An 18,011-nucleotide genomic window follows, 5' to 3' on the forward strand; every position below is an offset into this window, starting at 1 on the left:
CTATCCCGCAGCCGGTCAGGTCAGCGGGGCATCCGCGTCCGAAGCAGCAGCGCCGCCACCAGTCCCCCGGCCGCGCCGCCCAGGTGTGCCTGCCACGAGACGAATCCGGAAACGATGGGCAGGATCCCGAGCAGGATGCTCCCGTATCCCATGAAAAGAACCACGGCCAGGAGGATCTGGCGCCAGCTGCGGTTGAAGAAACCCCGGACCAGGAGGAAGGAGAACAAGCCGAAGACCAGGCCGGATGAGCCCACCGTGATGCCGCCGTCGCCGATCAGCCAGACCGTGAGGCCGGACCCCAGCCAGCTGAAGGCCAAGGCAGTCATGAACACCCGGAGTCCGGAGAGGAACACCAGGAAGCCGAAAATGATCAGCGGCAGGCTGTTGGAGAGCAGATGGTTCAGGTTCGCGTGCAGGAGCGGAAAGGTGAAGATGTCCAGCAGCCCGTCAGCGCTGCGGGGCCGGAGCCCGAACGTCGCGTTGAGCGAGCGGAGCATCACCATGTTGAAGAGCTCGATGACAAAGAGCAGGACCACGAAAGCACCAAGGACCAGCAAGCCGCCCTTAGCCCTTGCCGCCACGGTCTGGCGCTGCCTGATGCCCCCGTCCCCGGTCAGCCCTTCCACGGCACCTCCTAGTGCACCACGATCGGCTGGAAGCCTTCGGCCCGGAGGGCGCTGAGGACCTGGGCGCCGTGCTCGTGGCCTTTGGTCTCCAGGTTCACCGTGATGGAGACGTCTCCCATGCTGATGGAGCCGCCCACCCTGGTGTGGTCCAGGCCGGTCACATTGGCATCGTTTTCGGCGATGATCCTGGCGATGGTGGCCAGTGAGCCCGGCCTGTCGTCCAGCATCATCCGGACAGTCATGTAGCGTCCCGCCGCCGAAAGGCCGCGCTGGATCACCTTCAGCATCAACATGGGATCGATATTGCCGCCGGACAGGACCACGGCCGTGGTTCCCGGGTTCTCGATTTTCCCGTCCATCAGCGCGGCGACGCCCACGGCGCCGGCGGGCTCCACCACCATCTTGGCCCGTTCCAGCAGGAAGATCAGGGCCCGGGCCAGCGAGTCTTCGCTGACGGTGACCACGTCATCCACCAGCTCCCGGATGATGCTGAACGGCAACTGGCCGGGGCGGCCCACGGCGATGCCGTCAGCCATGGTGGACACTTTCTTCAGGGGCACCAGGGCGTCGGCGGCGAGCGACGGCGGGTAGGCGGCTGCGTTTTCGGCCTGCACACCGATGATGCGGATCTCCCGGCCCAGCTCCTTTGCCCGGGCTTTGATGGCCACGGCAACACCGGCCAAAAGCCCGCCCCCTCCAACGCCCATCAGCACGGTGTCCACGTTGGGCACCTGTTCGAGGATCTCGAGGCCGAGCGTGCCCTGGCCTGCAACGACGTCGACGTTATCGAAGGGGTGGACGAACACGGTGCCCGTCTCATTGCTGTACCGCTGGGCTTCTGCGAGCGCTTCGTCGACGTTGTGCCCGTGCAGGATAACTTCCGCGCCGTGGCTGCGGGTGGCTGCCAGCTTGGGCAGCGCCACGCCAAGCGGCATGTAGATGCGGGCCTTGATTCCAAGGCTCTTGGCAGCCACGGCCACGCCCTGGGCGTGGTTGCCTGCCGAGGCCGCCACCACGCCGCGCTTTTTCTCTTCCGGGGACAGCCTGGCCATCCGCACATAGGCTCCGCGGACCTTGAACGATCCTGCCCGCTGGAGGTTTTCGCACTTGAAGTAGACGTCGCCGCCAACCATTGTTCCCAGCGCCCGCGACGATTCAACAGGAGTGCGCGCAATAATCCCGTCAAGCAGCTTCTGCGCCTCCAGGACATCGTCCAGTGTGACGGGAAGGGTTTCAAGGATATTCACGGACTACTCTCCTCTGGATTCGTCCCCGGGGCCCGGCTTGGGAAAGCTGCGGACATCGGGATCTTCTGCTGTGGTGCCGGCTGCGGCGTCCCTGCCGTGCCAGCGCACTGCAGGCCGGGCAACATCCTTGATGGTGTTGTCCGCCGGGGCGCCGGCCGCCAGCGGCGTTACCGGCACCTGTTCATGTTCCCACGTTCTGGCGGCAATGTAGCGAATGGCCGAATTTGCGACGGCGAGAATGGGTACCGAGAACAGGGCACCCGGGATGCCGGCGAGGTATGAGCCGGCAGCGACGGTGAGGATGACGGCCACCGGATGCAGTGCCACGGCCTTGCCCATGACCAGGGGCTGCAGGATGTGGCTTTCGAGCTGCTGGACCAGCAGGACGATGCCCAGCATGATGAGTGCGTTCACCGGCCCGTTGGCCACCAGCGCGAGCAGCACGGCGATGGCGCCGGTCACCAGGGCACCCACCACGGGGATGAAGGAGCCGATGAAGACCAGCACCGCCAGCGGCAGCGCAAGGGGAACACCGATGATTGCTGCTCCCACCCCGATGCCCACCGCGTCAACGAACGCAACGAACATCTGGATCCGGGCATAGCTGACCATGGAAGTCCAGCCCTTGCGTCCGGCACCGAAGGCGGCCGCGCGCGCCTTCCTGGGGAGGAGCCGCACCAGGAATACCCAGATCCTGTCGCCCTCCAGCAGGAAGAAAATCAGGATGAAGAGGGCCAGGACCAGGCCTGCGGCAAAGTGGCCCGCAGTGCTGCCGAAGGAGAGCGCGCCGCTGACAATGCTGCTGGTGTTGTCCTGCAGGGCCGCAGTGGCTTCCTTCAGGTACTGGTCCATCTGGTCCGCCGTCAGGTGGAGCGGTCCGTCCGCCAGCCAGTCCTGGATCTTCTTGACCCCGGCCAGCGATTCCGACCAGAGTTCGCCGAAACCTACCCAGAGCTGCCTGCCCACCAGTGCCAGCGCACCGGCGATGAGTCCGATGAAGCCGAGCACGGTCAGGGCCACTGCCAGTCCGGCGGGCACCCGGTAGCTCTTGAGCCAGCCAACCACCGGGTTGAGGAGCCCTGCAAGGAGCGCGGCCACCAGGACGGGAATGATCAGGAAGCTGATGTGGCTCAGCAGCCACACCAGGGCACCGCCAACCAGGAGGATCAGGCCCAGCCGCCAGGCCCATGACGCCGCGATACGGATTCCGTAGGGAATGTCCCGGTCCAGCTCCCGGTCAGCGAGAACCCGCAGCGTCGGTGGTGTTGAAACGGGTTTTTGCTGTACGGAGGCTGGGCTTGAGGGCGGTACGGCATCCCCGGTTGGCGTCATAGCCTAATACTTCCGCAGCGGTGCCCCAATGGGAAACTGCTAGCCGTCCCCGCCTGCGCTGTAGTCGATCCCCCACTCGATGGTGAAGGCCTCGCCCGGCGCCAACCAGCGGAGTCCGTCGCCGGAGTTGAAGGCGTTTGCCGGTCCGGTCATTGGCTCCACTGCGACGGCCCGGCTGCGGCCGGGGTACTCGGTGCTCACGAAGACGTGGACATACTCGCAGGCTGCATCCTGCCAGAGGCTGACACTGCGTCCGTCGGCAGCACTCAGGGTATGCCGGGCTTTGCCGTCCACGCGCTTGAGGCCGGTGAGGGCGACATCCACGCTGAGTTCCGCGATGCGCCGGCCGGACCGGAAGTCGGTGTCTCCCGCCACCGGTGCTGCACTGCGGGGAATGAGCCGCTCATCGGCCACCAGCCGGGTGTCCGCGGCAACCGTGAGCACCAGCTCCTCGATGGGCGCATCACCCAAGCGGAGGTATGGATGCGCGCCCAGGACGAACGGGGCCGAAGCTTTGGAATGGTTGGCAAGGGTCTGCCGGACCGCCAGGCCCAGGGTGTGGTCCAGGAGGTATTGGACGCGGTGCCGCAGCAGGAAGGGATAGCCATGCTGCGGAAAGATGGTGGCCTCCAGGGAGACGGAGTGCTCCGACTCGTCCACCAGGGCGTACGCAGTGTTGCGCAGCAGGCCGTGGCTGGCGTTGTTCCGGGCAACTTCGGTGATGTCCAGCTGCTGCTTTTTGCCGTCCAGGAACCACTTGCCGTCCTCCACGCGGTTAGCCCAGGGGGCAAGCGTGATGCCGGTGGCTCCGGGCGGGATCTGGTCGTCGCCATATGTCTCTGTCAGGAGTACGCCGCCGCGTTGGAAGGAGCGGAGGCCTGCCGCCAGCTCGGTGACCACCGCCAGGGCATCGCCGCGCCGCAGCTCATATTGCCGCCCCGTCGCATAGGCCTGCGGAGTCGAACCGGCCGGGGATTCCTGGTGGGAAGACGTTGTCATGGGCATACGGTACCCCGGCTGCCCATGACGGTACCAATGACCAATGTTGTCTTTTGTTCTTAACTATTCTTTTTTGATCGCGTATGCCAAACTCTTCTGCATGACAGGGATCACCAGCACCAGACTCTCCGACGGCCGGGAGCTGATCTATTTCGACGACGCCGGCACTACTGTTTCGCGCGCAGCCGACTTGACCATGGACCACCGCGCCCTTCCTCCCCGGGGTGAGCCGGGCGAGGTCCGGTTCGATGCCCTGACCAACGAGTGGGTGGCAGTCGCAGCCCACCGCCAGACCCGGACACATCTGCCGCCAGCAGACCAGTGCCCCATCTGCCCGACCACCGGCAGCAACCCCTCCGAAATACCGGCCGCGGACTACGATGTGGTGGTTTTCGAGAACCGCTTTCCCTCCCTCGGACCGGCGCTGGGCCCCGTTCCGGAGGATGCAGTATGGGGAACGAAAGGTCCGGCGTACGGCCGCTGCGAGGTAGTGTCCTTCACTCCGGAGCACACCGGGTCCTTCAGCGGACTCAGCCGGACCCGATCCCGCACCGTTATTGAGGCCTGGGCACAACGGACCGCCGCGCTCAGCGCCCTGCCCGGGATCCAGCAGGTCTTCCCGTTCGAGAACCGCGGCGCGGACATCGGCGTCACCCTGCATCATCCACACGGGCAGATCTACGCCTACCCGTACGTAACACCCCGCGCCGCCGTGATGGGCACCGCAGCGCAGGAATTTCATGACGCCCGTGACGGCCGGGAGACCCTGACCGGATCCCTGCTGCGTGCTGAGCGGGAGGACGGGAGCAGGATGGTAATGGAAGGCGAAAACTTCAGTGCCTACGTCCCCTTTGCTGCCCGGTGGCCGCTTGAGATCCACCTGGTTCCGCACCGCCATGTTCCGGACCTCGCGGCCCTGAGCGGCGAAGAGAAGGACGAACTGGCGGAGGTCTACCTGGATCTACTCAAACGCGTGGACGCCCTGTATCCCACCCCCACCCCGTACATCTCCGCCTGGCACCAGGCCCCGTTGGATCCTGTCCTGCGGCCCGCGGGCTACCTGCACCTTCAGCTGACGTCACCCCGCCGCGCTGCGGACAAGCTGAAATACCTTGCCGGGTCCGAGGCCGCCATGGGTGCGTTCATCAACGACACCACCCCGGAAAGCGTGGCAGAGCGCCTGCGTTCGGTCACCGTTCCGGGGTCGCCCACGTCGCCGGCCCTGGCCGGCATGCCTGAAGGAGCCCCCGCTTGAGCACCGCACCCGATCCCTCCACCGCGCCGGCCCTTGCCCCTGCAGGGGACCTGGCTGCCCGTTTCACCCAAGAGTTCGGGAGCGCTCCCGCCGGCATCTGGCAGGCGCCCGGCCGCGTGAACCTCATCGGTGAACACACGGACTACAACGAGGGCTTCGTCCTGCCCTTCGCCATCGACAGGACAGCCCGCGTGGCCGTCGGAGTCCGCGCGGATTCAACTGTCCGGCTGCTATCGACCTACGGCGACCAGGGCGTCGTAGCCACCGCGCTTGAGTCCCTTGAGCCGGGGTCGGCCAAGGGCTGGACGAAGTACCCGCTCGGCGTCATGTGGGTCCTGCGCCGGCGCGGCATCGACGTTCCGGGAATCGACCTGCTGTTGGATTCAGACGTCCCCCTGGGGGCCGGCCTATCGTCGTCGCACGCAATTGAATGTGCCGTCATTACGGCGCTGAACGACCTGACCGGGGCCGGCCTGGAAGCACAGGACATGGTCCTGGCCACCCAGCAGGCGGAGAACGACTTTGTGGGAGCCCCCACCGGCATCATGGACCAGTCCGCCTCGCTGCGCGGCGCCCGCGGAAACGCCGTATTCCTGGACTGCCGGGACCAGAACGCCAGCCTTGTTCCGTTCGAGACGGAACCCGCCGGGCTGGTGCTGCTGGTCATCGACACCAAGGTGTCGCACTCGCATGCCGACGGCGGATACGCCTCCCGGCGGGCATCATGCGAACTGGGCGCTGAAGTGCTGGGGGTCAAAGCGCTGCGCGACGTGCAGGTGGGTGACCTGGAGGAGGCTGGCGGGTTGCTGAACGAGGTGACGTTCCGGCGCGTCCGGCACGTGGTCACCGAAAACGACCGGGTGCTGCAGACCGTTGAACTCCTCGCCGACCGGGGGCCCGCTGCCATTGGTCATCTTCTGGACGCCAGCCATGCGTCGATGCGAGATGACTTCGAGATCTCCTGTCCGGAACTTGACCTCGCCGTGGATACCTCGCGGGCGGCCGGCGCCATCGGCGCCCGGATGACCGGCGGCGGATTCGGCGGTGCAGCCATCGCACTGACCCCCGCCGCCAGCGAACAGAAGGTGCGCGACGCCGTCGTGCACGCGTTTGCCCAGGCCGGCTTCACCGCGCCGGACATCTTCACCGTGTCGCCTGCCGCCGGGGCCATGCGCATCGCCTGACCCGCAGGACACCCGGACGCAGACAAACGGAGGGCCCCACCAGAAATCTGGTGGGGCCCTCCGTTGCTGTCACGGTCCGGTGGTGAGACCGCCTTGCCGGTTACTCCTCGCCGCGGAGGATAGCCAGCAGGCGGATGATCTCCACATACAGCCAGACCAGGGTGACGGTCAGGCCGAACGCGGCCGTCCACGAGAAGCGCTGCGGAGCGCCGCTCCGGACACCGGCTTCGATGCTGGTGAAGTCCATGACCAGCGAGAATGCCGCAAGGCCGATGGCCAGGATGCCAATGACGACGCCGATGATGCCGCTTCGCAGTCCGAAGGGTTCGGAGGTGAGGCCGGTCAGCATCATGACGAGGTTGACCACGGAGAAGAGTGCGTAGCCAATCAGGGCGATCATGAAGAACTTCATGGCCTTGGGGGTGGCGCGCACCTTGCCACTCTTGAAGAGGACAAGCGTCACGGTGAAGACAGACAGCGTACCGAGGACAGCCTGGAGCCCAACGCCCGGGTACATGGTGTCAAGGACCCGGGTGAGGCCGCCGAGGAAGAGGCCTTCGAGGCCCGCGTACGCAAGAATCAAAGCCGGTGACGGCTGCTTCTTGAACGTATTCACGAGCGCCAGGACGAAGCCGCCCAGCGCACCGACCACCATCAGCAGGGATGCCAGGCCGAGGCCCACCACCATGGTGACCGCGGCACCGGCGAGCAGCACTCCGAGGCAGGCAGCAGTCTTGACGATGACATCGTCGAACGTCATCCGTCCGGTGTCAGCGGGGCCGGCGGAAGGCCGGCTGTACATCTGCTGCAGCTGCTCGTCCGTCATGCCCTGCGGCTGGGTGTTCCAGCCCTGCTGGCCATAAGCCGGCTGACCGTAAGGAGCCTGGCCGTAGGGAGCCTGACCGTAAGGAGCCTGGCCGTAGGGAGCCTGGCCGTAGGGAGCCTGAGGGACAGGCGGTGCCTGGGTGGCTCCACGGAAGTTCTTTCCGTTGAAGATCGGGTTGCCGCCAAGTGCCATTGCTGGATTCCTCCGTGTGGGTGTGATGTGAACCTTAAGGTTTACGCTACCAATTACCACGCCAATACACCCCCGAAAGTTCCCCGAACGGGCTGCTATGCAACGTAACCGTGACGCAGGCGGCCCCGCTGTCATTGCCGGGCTGCATCAGGCGGCTCGAAAATACCGTGGCTCAACAAAGGTTTCTCAAGGCGTTCCTCCCGTCCGACCCGCCTGCGTTGCCCGAGTTGTTACCTGATCGCTACCAACAAGGCCTGGACCTCGGCATTTGCGGCATCCTGCGCGCTGTAGCATAAGCCAAGCAGGGTGACGGGACTCACACATGCGTGAGGGCGCCGGGCGAGATGGCGCCTCCCCGCCCTGCGCCCGTTCGCAGCGGTTGCTACGGCGCAGCCGAGACCGCCCCCAAGTGGAGGTTTTTCACCTTGAGAAGTACACCCCACGGCCAGCCGGCCAAACGACGGCGGGGCTTGCCGGGAATCATGGGAGCCATCAGTGCAACCATCCTGGCGATCCTCCTCCTCGCAGCACCGGCAACCCAGGCCGCTTCCCCGTCACCGACACCATCCCCGTCGAACCAGACCTTCCAGAACAACATCAGCGGTTTCCTCCGCGACGACACCCGCGCACCCCTGGCGGATGTGACCATCACTGCCAGGAAGGGCGACTTCACCGGCACGGCCAAGTCGTCAGCGAACGGCTCCTGGAACATCGGCGTGCCCGAGCAGGGCACCTACACCGTGGAACTGGACGAATCCACCCTGCCTGAGGGCATCACCCTCGCCGAGGGCCAGGAAAACCCGCGTGAGGTCACCTTCAGCCAGACCTCGAACCTGTCAGTGATCTTTGCCTTCGGCAAAGGCATCGTGGTCCAGGAACAGAACTTCGGGCAGAACCTGCTCAACCGCCTGGTGGCAGGCCTGAGCTTCGGCCTGCTCCTGGCGCTGGCTTCCGTGGGACTGTCACTGATCTTCGGAACCACCGGGCTCACCAACTTTGCCCATGGTGAGATGGTGACCCTGGGCGCCGTGCTGGTGTTTGCATTCAATGCGGCCGGGCTGCCCTTCTGGCTGGCACTGATCCTGGCCCTGCTGGGCGGCGCCCTCTTCGGGTATGCCCAGGACCGGGGCTTGTGGCGGCCGCTGCGGCGCCGCGGGACCGGCCTGGTGCCCATGATGATCGTCAGCATCGGCCTCGCGCTGGCCGTGCGCTACGTCATCCAGTTCTACTTTGGCGGCGCCACTCAACAGCTTCCCTTTGCCCAGAGCCCGGAAATCCAGCTGGGGCCGGTATCCATCTCGCCGAACAACCTCTGGTCCCTGGGCATCAGTGCGGTGGTGATCACGATTCTCGGCATCGTCCTACTGAAGACACGGCTGGGCAAGGCCACCCGCGCTGTGGCGGACAATCCCGCCCTGGCTGCTGCCTCCGGCATTGACGTGGACGCCGTCATCCGGCTGGTGTGGATCACCGGCGGGATGCTGGCTGCCCTGGGCGGCATACTCTGGGCCTACTACCGGCCGGGCGTCACCTTCGATATGGGATCCGCCATCCTCCTGCTGATTTTCGCGGGCGTCACCCTTGGCGGGCTCGGAACCGTATTCGGTGCACTGGTGGGATCCGTCATCGTCGGAATCTTCGTCGAGCTCACCACAGTGTTCGGCCTCGCCGCCGACCTCAAGTTCGTGGGAGCCCTGTTCATCATGATCGTTGTCCTCTTGTTCCGGCCGCAGGGCATCCTGGGCCGGCGCGAGCGCGTGGGTTAGGAGACAGACGTGGATTTTGGATTCATTCTTGCCAGCGCTGCCAGTGAAATCTTCAGTCCGACGACCGCCGCCTACGCTTTGGCCGCCCTCGGACTCGCTGTGCACTTCGGATATTCAGGGCTGTTGAACTTCGGCCAGGCCGGCTTTATGGCGGTGGGAGCGTACGGGTTCGCCATCTCCACCCTTACCTTCGGGGTGCCGTTCTTCGTCGGGCTGCTGATCGCCGTCCTCGCCTCTTCCATTTTCGCCCTGCTGCTCGGCATCCCCACGTTGAGGCTGCGCGCTGATTACCTCGCCATCGTCACCATCGCATCGGCGGAGATCGTCCGCTATATCGTGACCACAAACCAGCTCACCTCCATCACGGGGTCGGCCAACGGGCTGGCGGCGTTTGAAGGCGGTTTTTACGCCATGAATCCCTTCCCGGAGGGCGACTACTTCGGCATGAACAATCGCGACTTCTTTATCCGGGTTGTCGCTTGGGCTCTGGTGGCGCTGTGCTGCACGCTGGTATGGCTGCTGATGCGCAGCCCGTGGGGCCGTGTCCTGAAGGGGATCCGCGAAGACGAGAACGCGGTCCGCTCGCTGGGCAAGAACGTCTACGCCCACAAGATGCAGGCACTGATCATCGGCGGTGTGCTCGGCGCCCTTGCCGGCATGGTCTTCACGCTCCCCCGAGGGGCAGTCCAGCCGGCGAACTATGGCACGGAATTGACGTTCTTCCTGTATACCTGCCTCCTGCTCGGCGGTCTTGGTACCGTCCTTGGGCCGGTGATCGGCGCCATGATCTTCTGGGTGGTCCTGTCACTGACACAGGGCATCCTGTATGGCCTGATCGAGTCGGGTGCCATCAACTGGCTGAACACGGTCCAGGCCGGCCAGCTGCGTTACATCCTGGTTGGCGTCGCCCTGATGCTCCTGATGATCTTCAGGCCGCAGGGCGTGTTTGGAAACAAGAAGGAGCTGGCGTTCGCATGAGCATGCACAGCGAAATACCTGCAACCACGGGCACAAACGAGCCTGACTATATGACCGACGACCGTCCTATTCCGGCCGGCGAAACGGGCCCGGGCTGCAAAAAGCGCGACCCGATTCTTGTCGCAGAGAATGTAACCCGCAGCTTCGGCGGCATTAACGCCGTGGACGTCGAGTACTTGGAGATTCCCCGCCACAAAATCACTGCCCTGATTGGCCCCAACGGCGCCGGCAAGACAACGCTCTTCAACCTGCTGACCGGGTTCGATACCCCCAACAGCGGAAAGTGGCAGTTCGAGGGCAAGAGCCTCGCGGGGGTGTCACCCTACAAGGTTGCACGGATGGGTATGGTGCGGACCTTCCAGCTGACCAAGGTTATGGGCAAGCTGACGGTCATGGAGAACATGCGGCTCGGCGCGGCCAACCAGTCCGGCGAGCGCCTTTCCAGGGCGTTGTTCAAGGGCATCTGGGGCGGCCGGGAAAAGGAGATCACGGCCCAGGCAAACGTGCTCCTTGAGAAGTTCAAGCTTGACGTCAAAAAGGACGATTACGCAGCATCCCTCTCCGGCGGCCAGCGCAAGCTCCTGGAGATGGCCCGGTCCCTCATGGTGCAGCCCAAGCTTGTGATGCTGGACGAGCCCATGGCCGGCGTCAACCCGGCGCTGACCCAATCGCTGCTGGACCACATCAAAAACCTCAAGGCCGAGGGCATGACCGTCCTGTTCGTGGAACACGACATGCATATGGTCAGGCACATTGCCGATTGGGTAGTGGTCATGGCGGAGGGAAAAGTAGTGGCAGAGGGCCCGCCCGGCGAAGTGATGAAGGACCCCGCCGTCATCGATGCCTACCTTGGCGCCCACCACGACGTCGACCTTGGCGACTCCGAGGGCCTCAAGGAACTGGCAGCCGAGCTCGAGGCCGACGAGGAATCCATCGTCGGAACCGAAAATGCCGGCATCATCTCGCTGGACGTTGTGTCCAGTGAAGCCGAGGAGGCCCGCCGGGGCGGGAACCGGCCCAGCGGCACGGAGCCGCAGGGCCGGCACGGTAGCACGGAGACGGGCAGCACGGGGAAGGACACTCAATGAGCAGCACCAGCGCGGCAGCCGCCGCACAGCCGATGGAAGATGGCGGGTCCGTCGTTAAAGTCACCGACGTTGTGGCGGGTTACCTGCCCGGGGTCAACATCCTCAACGGCTGCAGCATCGAGGCCCGCAAGGGTGAGCTGATCGGCATCATCGGTCCAAACGGCGCCGGCAAGTCCACGCTCCTGAAGGCCATGTTTGGTCTGGTAAAAGTCCATTCGGGTACCGTCGTGGTCCGGGGCCAGGACATCACCGGGCTGAAGGCCAACAAACTGGTGACGCGTGGTGTCGGATTCGTCCCGCAGACCAACAATGTGTTCGCCACGCTGACCATCGAGGAGAACCTCCAGATGGGCATGTTCCAACGGCCCAAGGACTTTGCGGAGCGGTTCGACTTTGTCACCAGCCTCTTCCCCGAACTGGGCAAGCGGCGTGCCCAGCGGGCAGGTTCCCTGTCCGGGGGCGAGCGGCAGATGGTGGCCATGGGCCGTGCCCTCATGATGGACCCGGCCGTGCTGCTCCTGGATGAGCCGTCCGCGGGCCTCTCCCCCGTCAAGCAGGACGAAACGTTCCTCCGCGTGCATGAGATCAACCGTGCAGGGGTGTCAGTGATCATGGTTGAGCAGAACGCGCGCCGTTGCCTCCAGATCTGCGACCGCGGCTACGTCCTGGACCAGGGCCGGGATGCCTACACCGGCACCGGCCGTGAACTGATGAAGGATCCCAAGGTCATCCAGCTCTATCTCGGTACCCTGGCCGACACCGTCGAGTAGCGGCCGGCAGAACTGCACGAAGGAGCCCCCGTCCGGCAGGACGGGGGCTCCTTCGTGTGTTCTGACGATTACTAGAGCTTGCCAAATTCCGACTGTACGGCTTGGAGCTTATTGTCCGCGGTGTACTCGTAGATACCGATGTAAGCCTCGGTCGGGTCACCGGCGTCGGAGAAGGTGATCGGACCCGACTGGCCGTCGTAGTCGATGTCCTTGCCCTCACGCAGCAAAGTAACGCAGGAGGCGAAGTCGTTGCACTTCTCACCCGACTCCGAGACCGCCTTGAGCTGCTTTGCGATTTCGACGCCGCTGGTGCTCCCTGCGGCTTCAGAAGCGAGGGCGATCAGGTTGACAGCATCGTATGACTCACCGCCGTAGGTGAAGTCCTTCAATGCGGGATCAATCTCCAGGAGCTTCTTTGTAAACGCTTCGTTTGCAAATGTCCCGGGGAAGGTGCCGTGTGCACCCTGCAAGGTTCCCGGCTGGAAGTCCTTGCTGTAGTCCGCGGTGTTGCCGTCCACCAGGAACATCGTGGTGGGCTGGACCCCCTTGCCTGTCATAAGAGGAACGATGCTCTTGGCCTGGTCAAAGGTGATCAGGGCAATTGCGTCGGGCTTAGCCGCGATAACCTTGTCCACCTGGCTGCTGAACTGGGTGTCACCCTCGTTGAACAGTTCCTCGGCCACAACCTTGCCGCCTGCGGACTCGAACGCGGCCTTGATGTTCTTTGCCAGGCCGGTTCCGTAGGCATCGTTTAGGACGATCATGCCCACCGTCTGGGCGCCACAGGTAGCCATGTAGTTGCCAAGGACCTTGCCCTGAAGGACATCGGATGGTGCCGTACGCCAGTACAGTCCTTTGTCGTCCCATGTGGTGAAGTCCGGCGAAGTATTAGCCGGCGAGAACTGGATGACCCCGGCACCTGTGATCTGGTTGATGACGGTCTTGGAGACACCTGACGAGGCGGCACCAATGATGGCGTTGACGCCCTGCCCCAGCAATGCATTTGTCGACTGGGTGGCGATGTCCGTCTTGGTGTCACCTGAATCGCGGTGGATTACTTCCACAGGTTTGCCCAGGACACCGCCGGCGTCGTTGACTTCCTTCACGCCAAGATTAACGCCGGCAATTTCTGGTGGCCCGAGGTAAGACAGGGAACCGGTGGTGGGCAACAGCGAGCCGAGTTTCAAAGGAGTTTCGGTTGTTCCAGTGGACGGCGGCACCGAACCACCGCCAGCGCCGCCCGTGGCCGGCGCGCTGGTTTCGCCAGTTGCGCCCGGTGCCGGGCATGCGATTCCGGCCGCAGCTGCTCCAGTGGTGGTCTCGGTCGCCGTGGGTGTGGACGGACCGCCGCAAGCCGTTGCCACGAAGGCAACGCCGATGCCAAGCGCTGTCAGCTTGGCAGCGCGGGCTCCCGCCTGGGGGAATAAAGTCATTTACGAGCTCCTCGATCTAAAGGTGCGAACGGCCTTCGACACGAAAAATCAGGGATTCCTGATTTAGCTTCAAGCTAATGCAAATCACAGGCGAAGATAAGTGACTGAGGTCACATCCTTATAACAGTCGTTGCATATGTGGAATTAAACGGCGGAAGCCGCCCGTAAGATGCGGACGGCTTCCTCGCAGAGACCCTGAAGTCTCCTGCTTTTCCCTGTACCCCAGGTGGGACTCGAACCCACAACACGCGGATTTTAAGTCCGATGCCTCTGCCAATTGGGCTACTGGGGCGCCGGGTCCAATGGTATCCCGTCAGGTGAGTGAGAACGGTCCGGCGTACCGGAACATACCGTGGACACCGCCGGACCACAGGGCGAGCGGCAGGAGCTGGAAGTAGTCGCCCCACTCCGGTTCGGGCGCCTGGACACCAAAACTGGACGCCGGGACAAAGCCAAACCTGGAGTAGTAGTCGGGGCTTCCAAGCAGGACGATGCCGCGCTCCCCCGTGGCATTGGCCCTGTCGATTGTCTCGCGCATGAGTGCCGCACCGATGCCCTGCCGCTGCAGCCGTGGAGTGACACCGATGGGGCCAAGGCCGAGAAGCGCCTGATCACCCACCCACCCGCGGGTGCTGATGACATGGCCCACGATCTCCCCGTCCTGGACGGCCACTACGCTGAGGTCCGGGATGTACTCCTCGGCGTCAAAGAGTGCGCGAAGCACCCCCACTTCCACCGGCTCCCCTTCTGCAGGCAGGCCTGTGGCCGGCGAAATTGCGAAAGCGTCGGCCGTCAGGGCCAGTATGGCGTCCCGGTCTGCGGGGGTCTCGCTGCGCAGCACCAGCTCCCGGCGCGGGGCATCCCGGCTCCGGGCAGCGAGTTCGGCCAGGACTTCAAGGGCGCGTGGCGCATCCGCTACCGGCACCAGCAGGTGGTCGTGATGGAAACCGGCCAGGACGTTGCAGCTGATGCGGGCGTCCGTAAGGGCCCTGCTGACTGCTGCGGTAAGGCCCACCGCCTCCAGGGCCGAATGGACCTGCAGCGTGATCCAGGCTCCCACAAAGTCATAGCTGAGCCCCTCCCGGTCCGCGTCAGCACGCGGCAGCACCACTGTCAGGCCTTCAGCCTCGCGTACTGCCGCCTCGATGCCGGCCGCCAGGGGCCGTCCGTGCGGCCACAGGACGTAGACGTACTCCCCCTCGCGCTGAACGGGGTGCATACCGGCCAGCAGCGCCTGCAGGTTCACTTCGGCAGTCATGAGCCCAGTCTAGGAGGCAGGCAGCACCGCCAGCAGGACCGGGGTCAGGAATGGGTGCCTGTCCGGCTGAATGGCCGCCGGGACGCAAACGGCGGCCGCCCCCGCGAAGGGGACAGCCGCCGTCCGGCACTGCGTGTGCTACTTGGCCTGTGCCGTCACAGATTCCTTGGATTGCACCGCTGTGGAGCCGGTACCACCGGCTGCCGGCGGGGCTGTCGCCGCGGGTGCGGCTGCAGCAGCCGGCTTGGGCGCCGGGGTGGCAGCGGCAACGAAAGCACCGCGCGGGTTGTCCAGGTCCATCAGCTGGGTGGTGTCACGGCCGGCGAAGAAGCTGATGATCCAGTTGAAGATCACCCGGAACTTGCGCTCGAACGTGGGCATGGCCAGCCCGTGGTAGCCGCGGTGGGCCAGCCAGGCGAGCCCGCCCTTGAGCCCGATGCTGCCAACCAGGTTGATGTTGGCTACGCCCTTCCACTCGCCAAAGCCTGCAACGGCGCCGAGGTTCTTGTGCTTGTAGTCCTTCAGCTGCTTTTCCCAGCGCGAAGCCCAGAGGTTCTTGGCCAGGCGCTTGGCCTGGCGGAGCGCATGCTGTGCGTTCGGAACGCAGGTACCGTCAGGCAGGCCCTTGCCCGTGAGGTCGGGCACGGCGGCGATGTCGCCCGCAGCCCAGGCGTTGTCCACAATGCCTTCGTCTCCGGCAACGCGGAGGTCCGGGAGGACGCGGACGCGGCCACGGGGCTCCAGCGGGAAGTCGGTGGAGCGGACCATCGGGTTGGCCTGGACGCCGGCCGTCCACACGAGGGTGTCGGCTTCAAACTCCTGGGCAGGGGACTTGTCCGGGAGGTTGATGAGCTTGAGAGTGCCTTCGGCGCTGTCCAGCGAGGTGTTCAGCAGGACCTCGATGCCGCGGCTGCGCAGGTGCTCAACGACCCATTCGGCCTGCTTGGCAGTGACCTCGGGCATGATGCGGCCCATGGCTTCCACCAGGACAAAGCGGACTTCTTCCTGCTTGATCCGCGGGTTGTTCCGGACCGCGGCGCGGGCCAGGTCCTCCATTTCGGTGATGCACTCGATGCCGGCGAAACCGCCGCCAACCACCACGAAGGTAAGGGCTTTGGCGCGGGCGGCAGGATCGGTCATGGTGGAGGCAACCTCGATGCGCTCCAGGACCTTGTTGCGCAGCGCAACGGCTTCCTCGATGGTCTTCAGGCCGATGCCCTTGTCCGCGAGGCCCTTGATGGGGAATGTGCGGGTGATGGCACCTGCCGCCAGGACGACGTCGAAGTAGGGGACCTCGAAGTTTTCGCCGCCGTCGGACGGGGCGATGACCGCAGTGCGGTTGGCGTGGTCGATCGAGGTGACGCGGCCCTGGATCAGTTCCGTCTGCTTGAGGTGCTTGCGGTGGGATACCACCGCGTGGCGGGCCTCAATGTTGCCGCCCGCCACCTCGGGGAGGAACGGCTGGTAGGTCATGTAAGGCAGTGGATCCACGAGGGTGACGATGCCACCGGCATTCGCGATCTTCTTCTGCAGTTTGAGTGCTACGTACAGGCCGACGTACCCGCCGCCGACGACGAGTACCCTGGGACGGTCCTGGAGCTCTGGGGTGGTTGCCATAGTTTAAGGATAGCGCAGTTTGTGAAAATCTTCACTAACTGCTCGAAGGGCCGGTAATGCTAGGTTTTCCGCACCGGATGCACCTTTTCCAGCACACCTGTTTCCGGTTCCTCGCCCGCTAGCGCCGGGTCCCGCGCCGCCCGGCGCAGCTGGATCGCGGCCGCGGCGATGATGGCCGCGAACAGCAGGGCAAATCCGATGACGACCGCACCTCCAATGGCAGTATCACGCTTCGACGGCGGCTCTGCGGCCGGGACGGTTGCCTCCGGAAGTGCCGGCGCAGCAACCGGCGCCTCTGCCGTGGGGACCGGGGTGGGGGTGGCAAGGTTGCCACGCCGGTGCACCCTGATCCACTCGGCAATGGTTCCCAGGGGATTGCTCTTCGCTTCGGGCACGTTATCCTTCAGCGCCGCTTCGGCGTTGAGGATGCCATAGCCGTAGAGGGGGTCCTTGCCCGGCGGTCCGGCATCCTTTGCGGTGGAGACGATCCGGTTGATGACCTGCTCGGCGCTCATGGAAGGCCACTTGGAGCGGATCAGTGCCGCAACGCCGGCAACGATGGGTGTGGATCCGGAGGTCCCTGCCCATTCGGCGTATCCCCCGCCCGGGAGGCCGCCCAGCAGGTTCTGGGCCGGTGCTGCCACCCCGATGCTGATGCCTTGCGAGGACGCGTCGACGCTGGCAGTCCCCGAGCGGTCCAGGCCGGCGACGGTGAGGACACCCGGGATGGTGGCCGGGGCTCCCACCTGGGTGTTGCCGCCGATCCGGTTGCCGGCTGCAGCGACGATCACCACGTCCTTCTGCTCGGCGTACAGGAAGGCGGCGTCCCAGCTTTGCGGCCATTGCGGGGCGGTGCTGCCGAGCGAAATGTTGATGACTTTCGCTCCGTTGTCCACGGCCCAGCGGACCGCTTCCGGAATCTGGTCCTGGTCGCTTTTTCCGGAGGGGTTCGGTGAGCCAAGCCATGTGGACACGGACAGGATCTGGGCCTCAGGGGCCACACCGATGATGCCGTCCGGTGGCGGCGCAGCGGGGCCGGGCGTGGGGGTGGCCGATTTGTCGGCGGGCTGGTGTCCCCGGCCGGCAAGCATGGTGGCCACCAGGGTGCCGTGTTCGGGCTTCGACCCGACGCTCTTCTGGCCGTTCGGCTGGCCGGAGCCGGACGCGTCATAGCCGCCTGCCACCGCGCCCTTGAGGTCCGGATGCTGCGCGTCCACCCCGCTGTCGATGACGGCCACCTTGACGCCGGCGCCCTTGGACACTTCCCAGGCCTTGGTAATGCCGGAGTCTGCGAGCCAGTACTGCTTGTCCCGCCACTCGTCCGCTTGGGCCGCCGGAGCCGTGATAAGACCGGCAGCGAGGCCGCAGGCGGCGAGGACCAGGGCAAGCGCCGCCGCTCCGGTCCGGCGCAATACTGGGTGGGGAATGGATCGCATCCGG

15 protein-coding genes and 1 tRNA gene are annotated in these 18,011 nt (G+C 65.0%); 6 read left to right on the forward strand and 10 right to left on the reverse strand.

What is annotated here, in order from left to right:
- Positions 1–20: 20 nt before the first annotated feature.
- The 4 genes from AC5RTT_RS01815 to AC5RTT_RS01830 are packed head-to-tail and all read right to left on the reverse strand — an operon-like array spanning position 21 to position 4,204.
- Complete coding sequence (locus AC5RTT_RS01815) at positions 21–626, reverse strand: rhomboid family intramembrane serine protease (protein WP_494143769.1); 606 nt, start codon at positions 624–626, stop codon at positions 21–23.
- Positions 627–634: 8 nt separating this feature from the next.
- Positions 635–1,873, reverse strand: a complete 1,239-nt coding sequence (gene ilvA / locus AC5RTT_RS01820; protein WP_494010630.1) for a threonine ammonia-lyase — start codon at positions 1,871–1,873, stop codon at positions 635–637.
- Positions 1,874–1,876: 3 nt separating this feature from the next.
- Positions 1,877–3,205, reverse strand: a complete 1,329-nt coding sequence (locus AC5RTT_RS01825) for an AI-2E family transporter (RefSeq protein WP_494143770.1) — start codon at positions 3,203–3,205, stop codon at positions 1,877–1,879.
- A 39-nt stretch (positions 3,206–3,244) separates the two neighbouring features.
- A complete protein-coding gene (locus tag AC5RTT_RS01830) occupies positions 3,245–4,204 on the reverse strand; it encodes an aldose 1-epimerase family protein (RefSeq protein WP_494143771.1) in 960 nt (319 codons plus the stop codon).
- A gap of 100 nt (positions 4,205–4,304) precedes the next feature.
- Here AC5RTT_RS01830 and galT point away from each other — a divergent pair, with 100 nt between their 5' ends.
- Together galT and galK are read left to right on the forward strand one after the other, a co-directional pair.
- The gene (gene galT / locus AC5RTT_RS01835) at positions 4,305–5,459 is read left to right on the forward strand and encodes a galactose-1-phosphate uridylyltransferase (RefSeq protein ID WP_494143772.1); all 1,155 of its coding nucleotides are present in this window, start codon (positions 4,305–4,307) and stop codon (positions 5,457–5,459) included.
- A complete protein-coding gene (galK, locus tag AC5RTT_RS01840) occupies positions 5,456–6,643 on the forward strand; it encodes a galactokinase (protein WP_494143773.1) in 1,188 nt (395 codons plus the stop codon). The genes galT and galK overlap by 4 nt, the downstream gene beginning before the upstream one ends.
- Positions 6,644–6,743: 100 nt before the next feature.
- Here the strand turns inward: galK and AC5RTT_RS01845 are convergent, their stop codons facing one another.
- Complete coding sequence (locus AC5RTT_RS01845; RefSeq protein ID WP_494143774.1) at positions 6,744–7,661, reverse strand: Bax inhibitor-1/YccA family protein; 918 nt, start codon at positions 7,659–7,661, stop codon at positions 6,744–6,746.
- Positions 7,662–8,143: 482 nt separating this feature from the next.
- Here AC5RTT_RS01845 and AC5RTT_RS01850 point away from each other — a divergent pair, with 482 nt between their 5' ends.
- Genes AC5RTT_RS01850 through AC5RTT_RS01865 form a run of 4 tightly spaced genes read left to right on the forward strand, consistent with a single transcriptional unit; the run spans position 8,144 to position 12,263 of the window.
- Complete coding sequence (locus AC5RTT_RS01850; RefSeq protein WP_494143775.1) at positions 8,144–9,427, forward strand: branched-chain amino acid ABC transporter permease; 1,284 nt, start codon at positions 8,144–8,146, stop codon at positions 9,425–9,427.
- Positions 9,428–9,436: 9 nt separating this feature from the next.
- Complete coding sequence (locus AC5RTT_RS01855) at positions 9,437–10,405, forward strand: branched-chain amino acid ABC transporter permease (RefSeq protein ID WP_494010638.1); 969 nt, start codon at positions 9,437–9,439, stop codon at positions 10,403–10,405.
- On the forward strand, positions 10,402–11,493 hold the full coding sequence (locus AC5RTT_RS01860) for an ABC transporter ATP-binding protein (protein WP_494143776.1): 1,092 nt from the start codon (positions 10,402–10,404) through the stop codon (positions 11,491–11,493). The genes AC5RTT_RS01855 and AC5RTT_RS01860 overlap by 4 nt, the downstream gene beginning before the upstream one ends.
- On the forward strand, positions 11,490–12,263 hold the full coding sequence (locus AC5RTT_RS01865) for an ABC transporter ATP-binding protein (protein WP_494143777.1): 774 nt from the start codon (positions 11,490–11,492) through the stop codon (positions 12,261–12,263). The genes AC5RTT_RS01860 and AC5RTT_RS01865 overlap by 4 nt, the downstream gene beginning before the upstream one ends.
- A 71-nt stretch (positions 12,264–12,334) precedes the next feature.
- Here the strand turns inward: AC5RTT_RS01865 and AC5RTT_RS01870 are convergent, their stop codons facing one another.
- From AC5RTT_RS01870 to AC5RTT_RS01890, 5 genes are all read right to left on the reverse strand, one after another.
- Positions 12,335–13,696: an ABC transporter substrate-binding protein gene (locus tag AC5RTT_RS01870; protein ID WP_494143778.1), complete on the reverse strand. Its 1,362-nt coding sequence runs from the start codon at positions 13,694–13,696 to the stop codon at positions 12,335–12,337.
- 218 nt (positions 13,697–13,914) lie between these two features.
- Positions 13,915–13,988, reverse strand: a tRNA-Leu gene (locus tag AC5RTT_RS01875).
- Between the two features lie 21 nt (positions 13,989–14,009).
- On the reverse strand, positions 14,010–14,954 hold the full coding sequence (locus AC5RTT_RS01880) for an N-acetyltransferase (protein ID WP_494143779.1): 945 nt from the start codon (positions 14,952–14,954) through the stop codon (positions 14,010–14,012).
- Between the two features lie 138 nt (positions 14,955–15,092).
- Positions 15,093–16,571 carry an NAD(P)/FAD-dependent oxidoreductase gene (locus AC5RTT_RS01885; RefSeq protein WP_494143780.1) on the reverse strand — a complete coding sequence of 493 codons (1,479 nt, stop codon included), beginning with the start codon at positions 16,569–16,571 and terminating at the stop codon, positions 15,093–15,095.
- Between the two features lie 59 nt (positions 16,572–16,630).
- Positions 16,631–18,007, reverse strand: a complete 1,377-nt coding sequence (locus tag AC5RTT_RS01890) for a S8 family serine peptidase (protein ID WP_494143781.1) — start codon at positions 18,005–18,007, stop codon at positions 16,631–16,633.
- Positions 18,008–18,011 lie beyond the last annotated feature (4 nt).

Source organism: Arthrobacter sp. Y3221157 (assembly GCF_059089865.1).

What these genes read in the sequence shown, in the direction of transcription:
- AC5RTT_RS01825 (WP_494143770.1), bottom strand. Translation starts at nt 3,205, where the DNA reads ATGACGCCAACCGGGGATGCCGTACCGCCCTCAAGCCCAGCCTCCGTA.
- AC5RTT_RS01830 (WP_494143771.1), bottom strand. Translation starts at nt 4,204, where the DNA reads ATGACAACGTCTTCCCACCAGGAATCCCCGGCCGGTTCGACTCCGCAG.
- galT (WP_494143772.1), top strand. Translation starts at nt 4,305, where the DNA reads ATGACAGGGATCACCAGCACCAGACTCTCCGACGGCCGGGAGCTGATC.
- AC5RTT_RS01845 (WP_494143774.1), bottom strand. Translation starts at nt 7,661, where the DNA reads ATGGCACTTGGCGGCAACCCGATCTTCAACGGAAAGAACTTCCGTGGA.
- AC5RTT_RS01850 (WP_494143775.1), top strand. Translation starts at nt 8,144, where the DNA reads ATGGGAGCCATCAGTGCAACCATCCTGGCGATCCTCCTCCTCGCAGCA.
- AC5RTT_RS01860 (WP_494143776.1), top strand. Translation starts at nt 10,402, where the DNA reads ATGAGCATGCACAGCGAAATACCTGCAACCACGGGCACAAACGAGCCT.
- AC5RTT_RS01865 (WP_494143777.1), top strand. Translation starts at nt 11,490, where the DNA reads ATGAGCAGCACCAGCGCGGCAGCCGCCGCACAGCCGATGGAAGATGGC.
- AC5RTT_RS01870 (WP_494143778.1), bottom strand. Translation starts at nt 13,696, where the DNA reads ATGACTTTATTCCCCCAGGCGGGAGCCCGCGCTGCCAAGCTGACAGCG.
- AC5RTT_RS01880 (WP_494143779.1), bottom strand. Translation starts at nt 14,954, where the DNA reads ATGACTGCCGAAGTGAACCTGCAGGCGCTGCTGGCCGGTATGCACCCC.
- AC5RTT_RS01885 (WP_494143780.1), bottom strand. Translation starts at nt 16,571, where the DNA reads ATGGCAACCACCCCAGAGCTCCAGGACCGTCCCAGGGTACTCGTCGTC.
- AC5RTT_RS01890 (WP_494143781.1), bottom strand. Translation starts at nt 18,007, where the DNA reads ATGCGATCCATTCCCCACCCAGTATTGCGCCGGACCGGAGCGGCGGCG.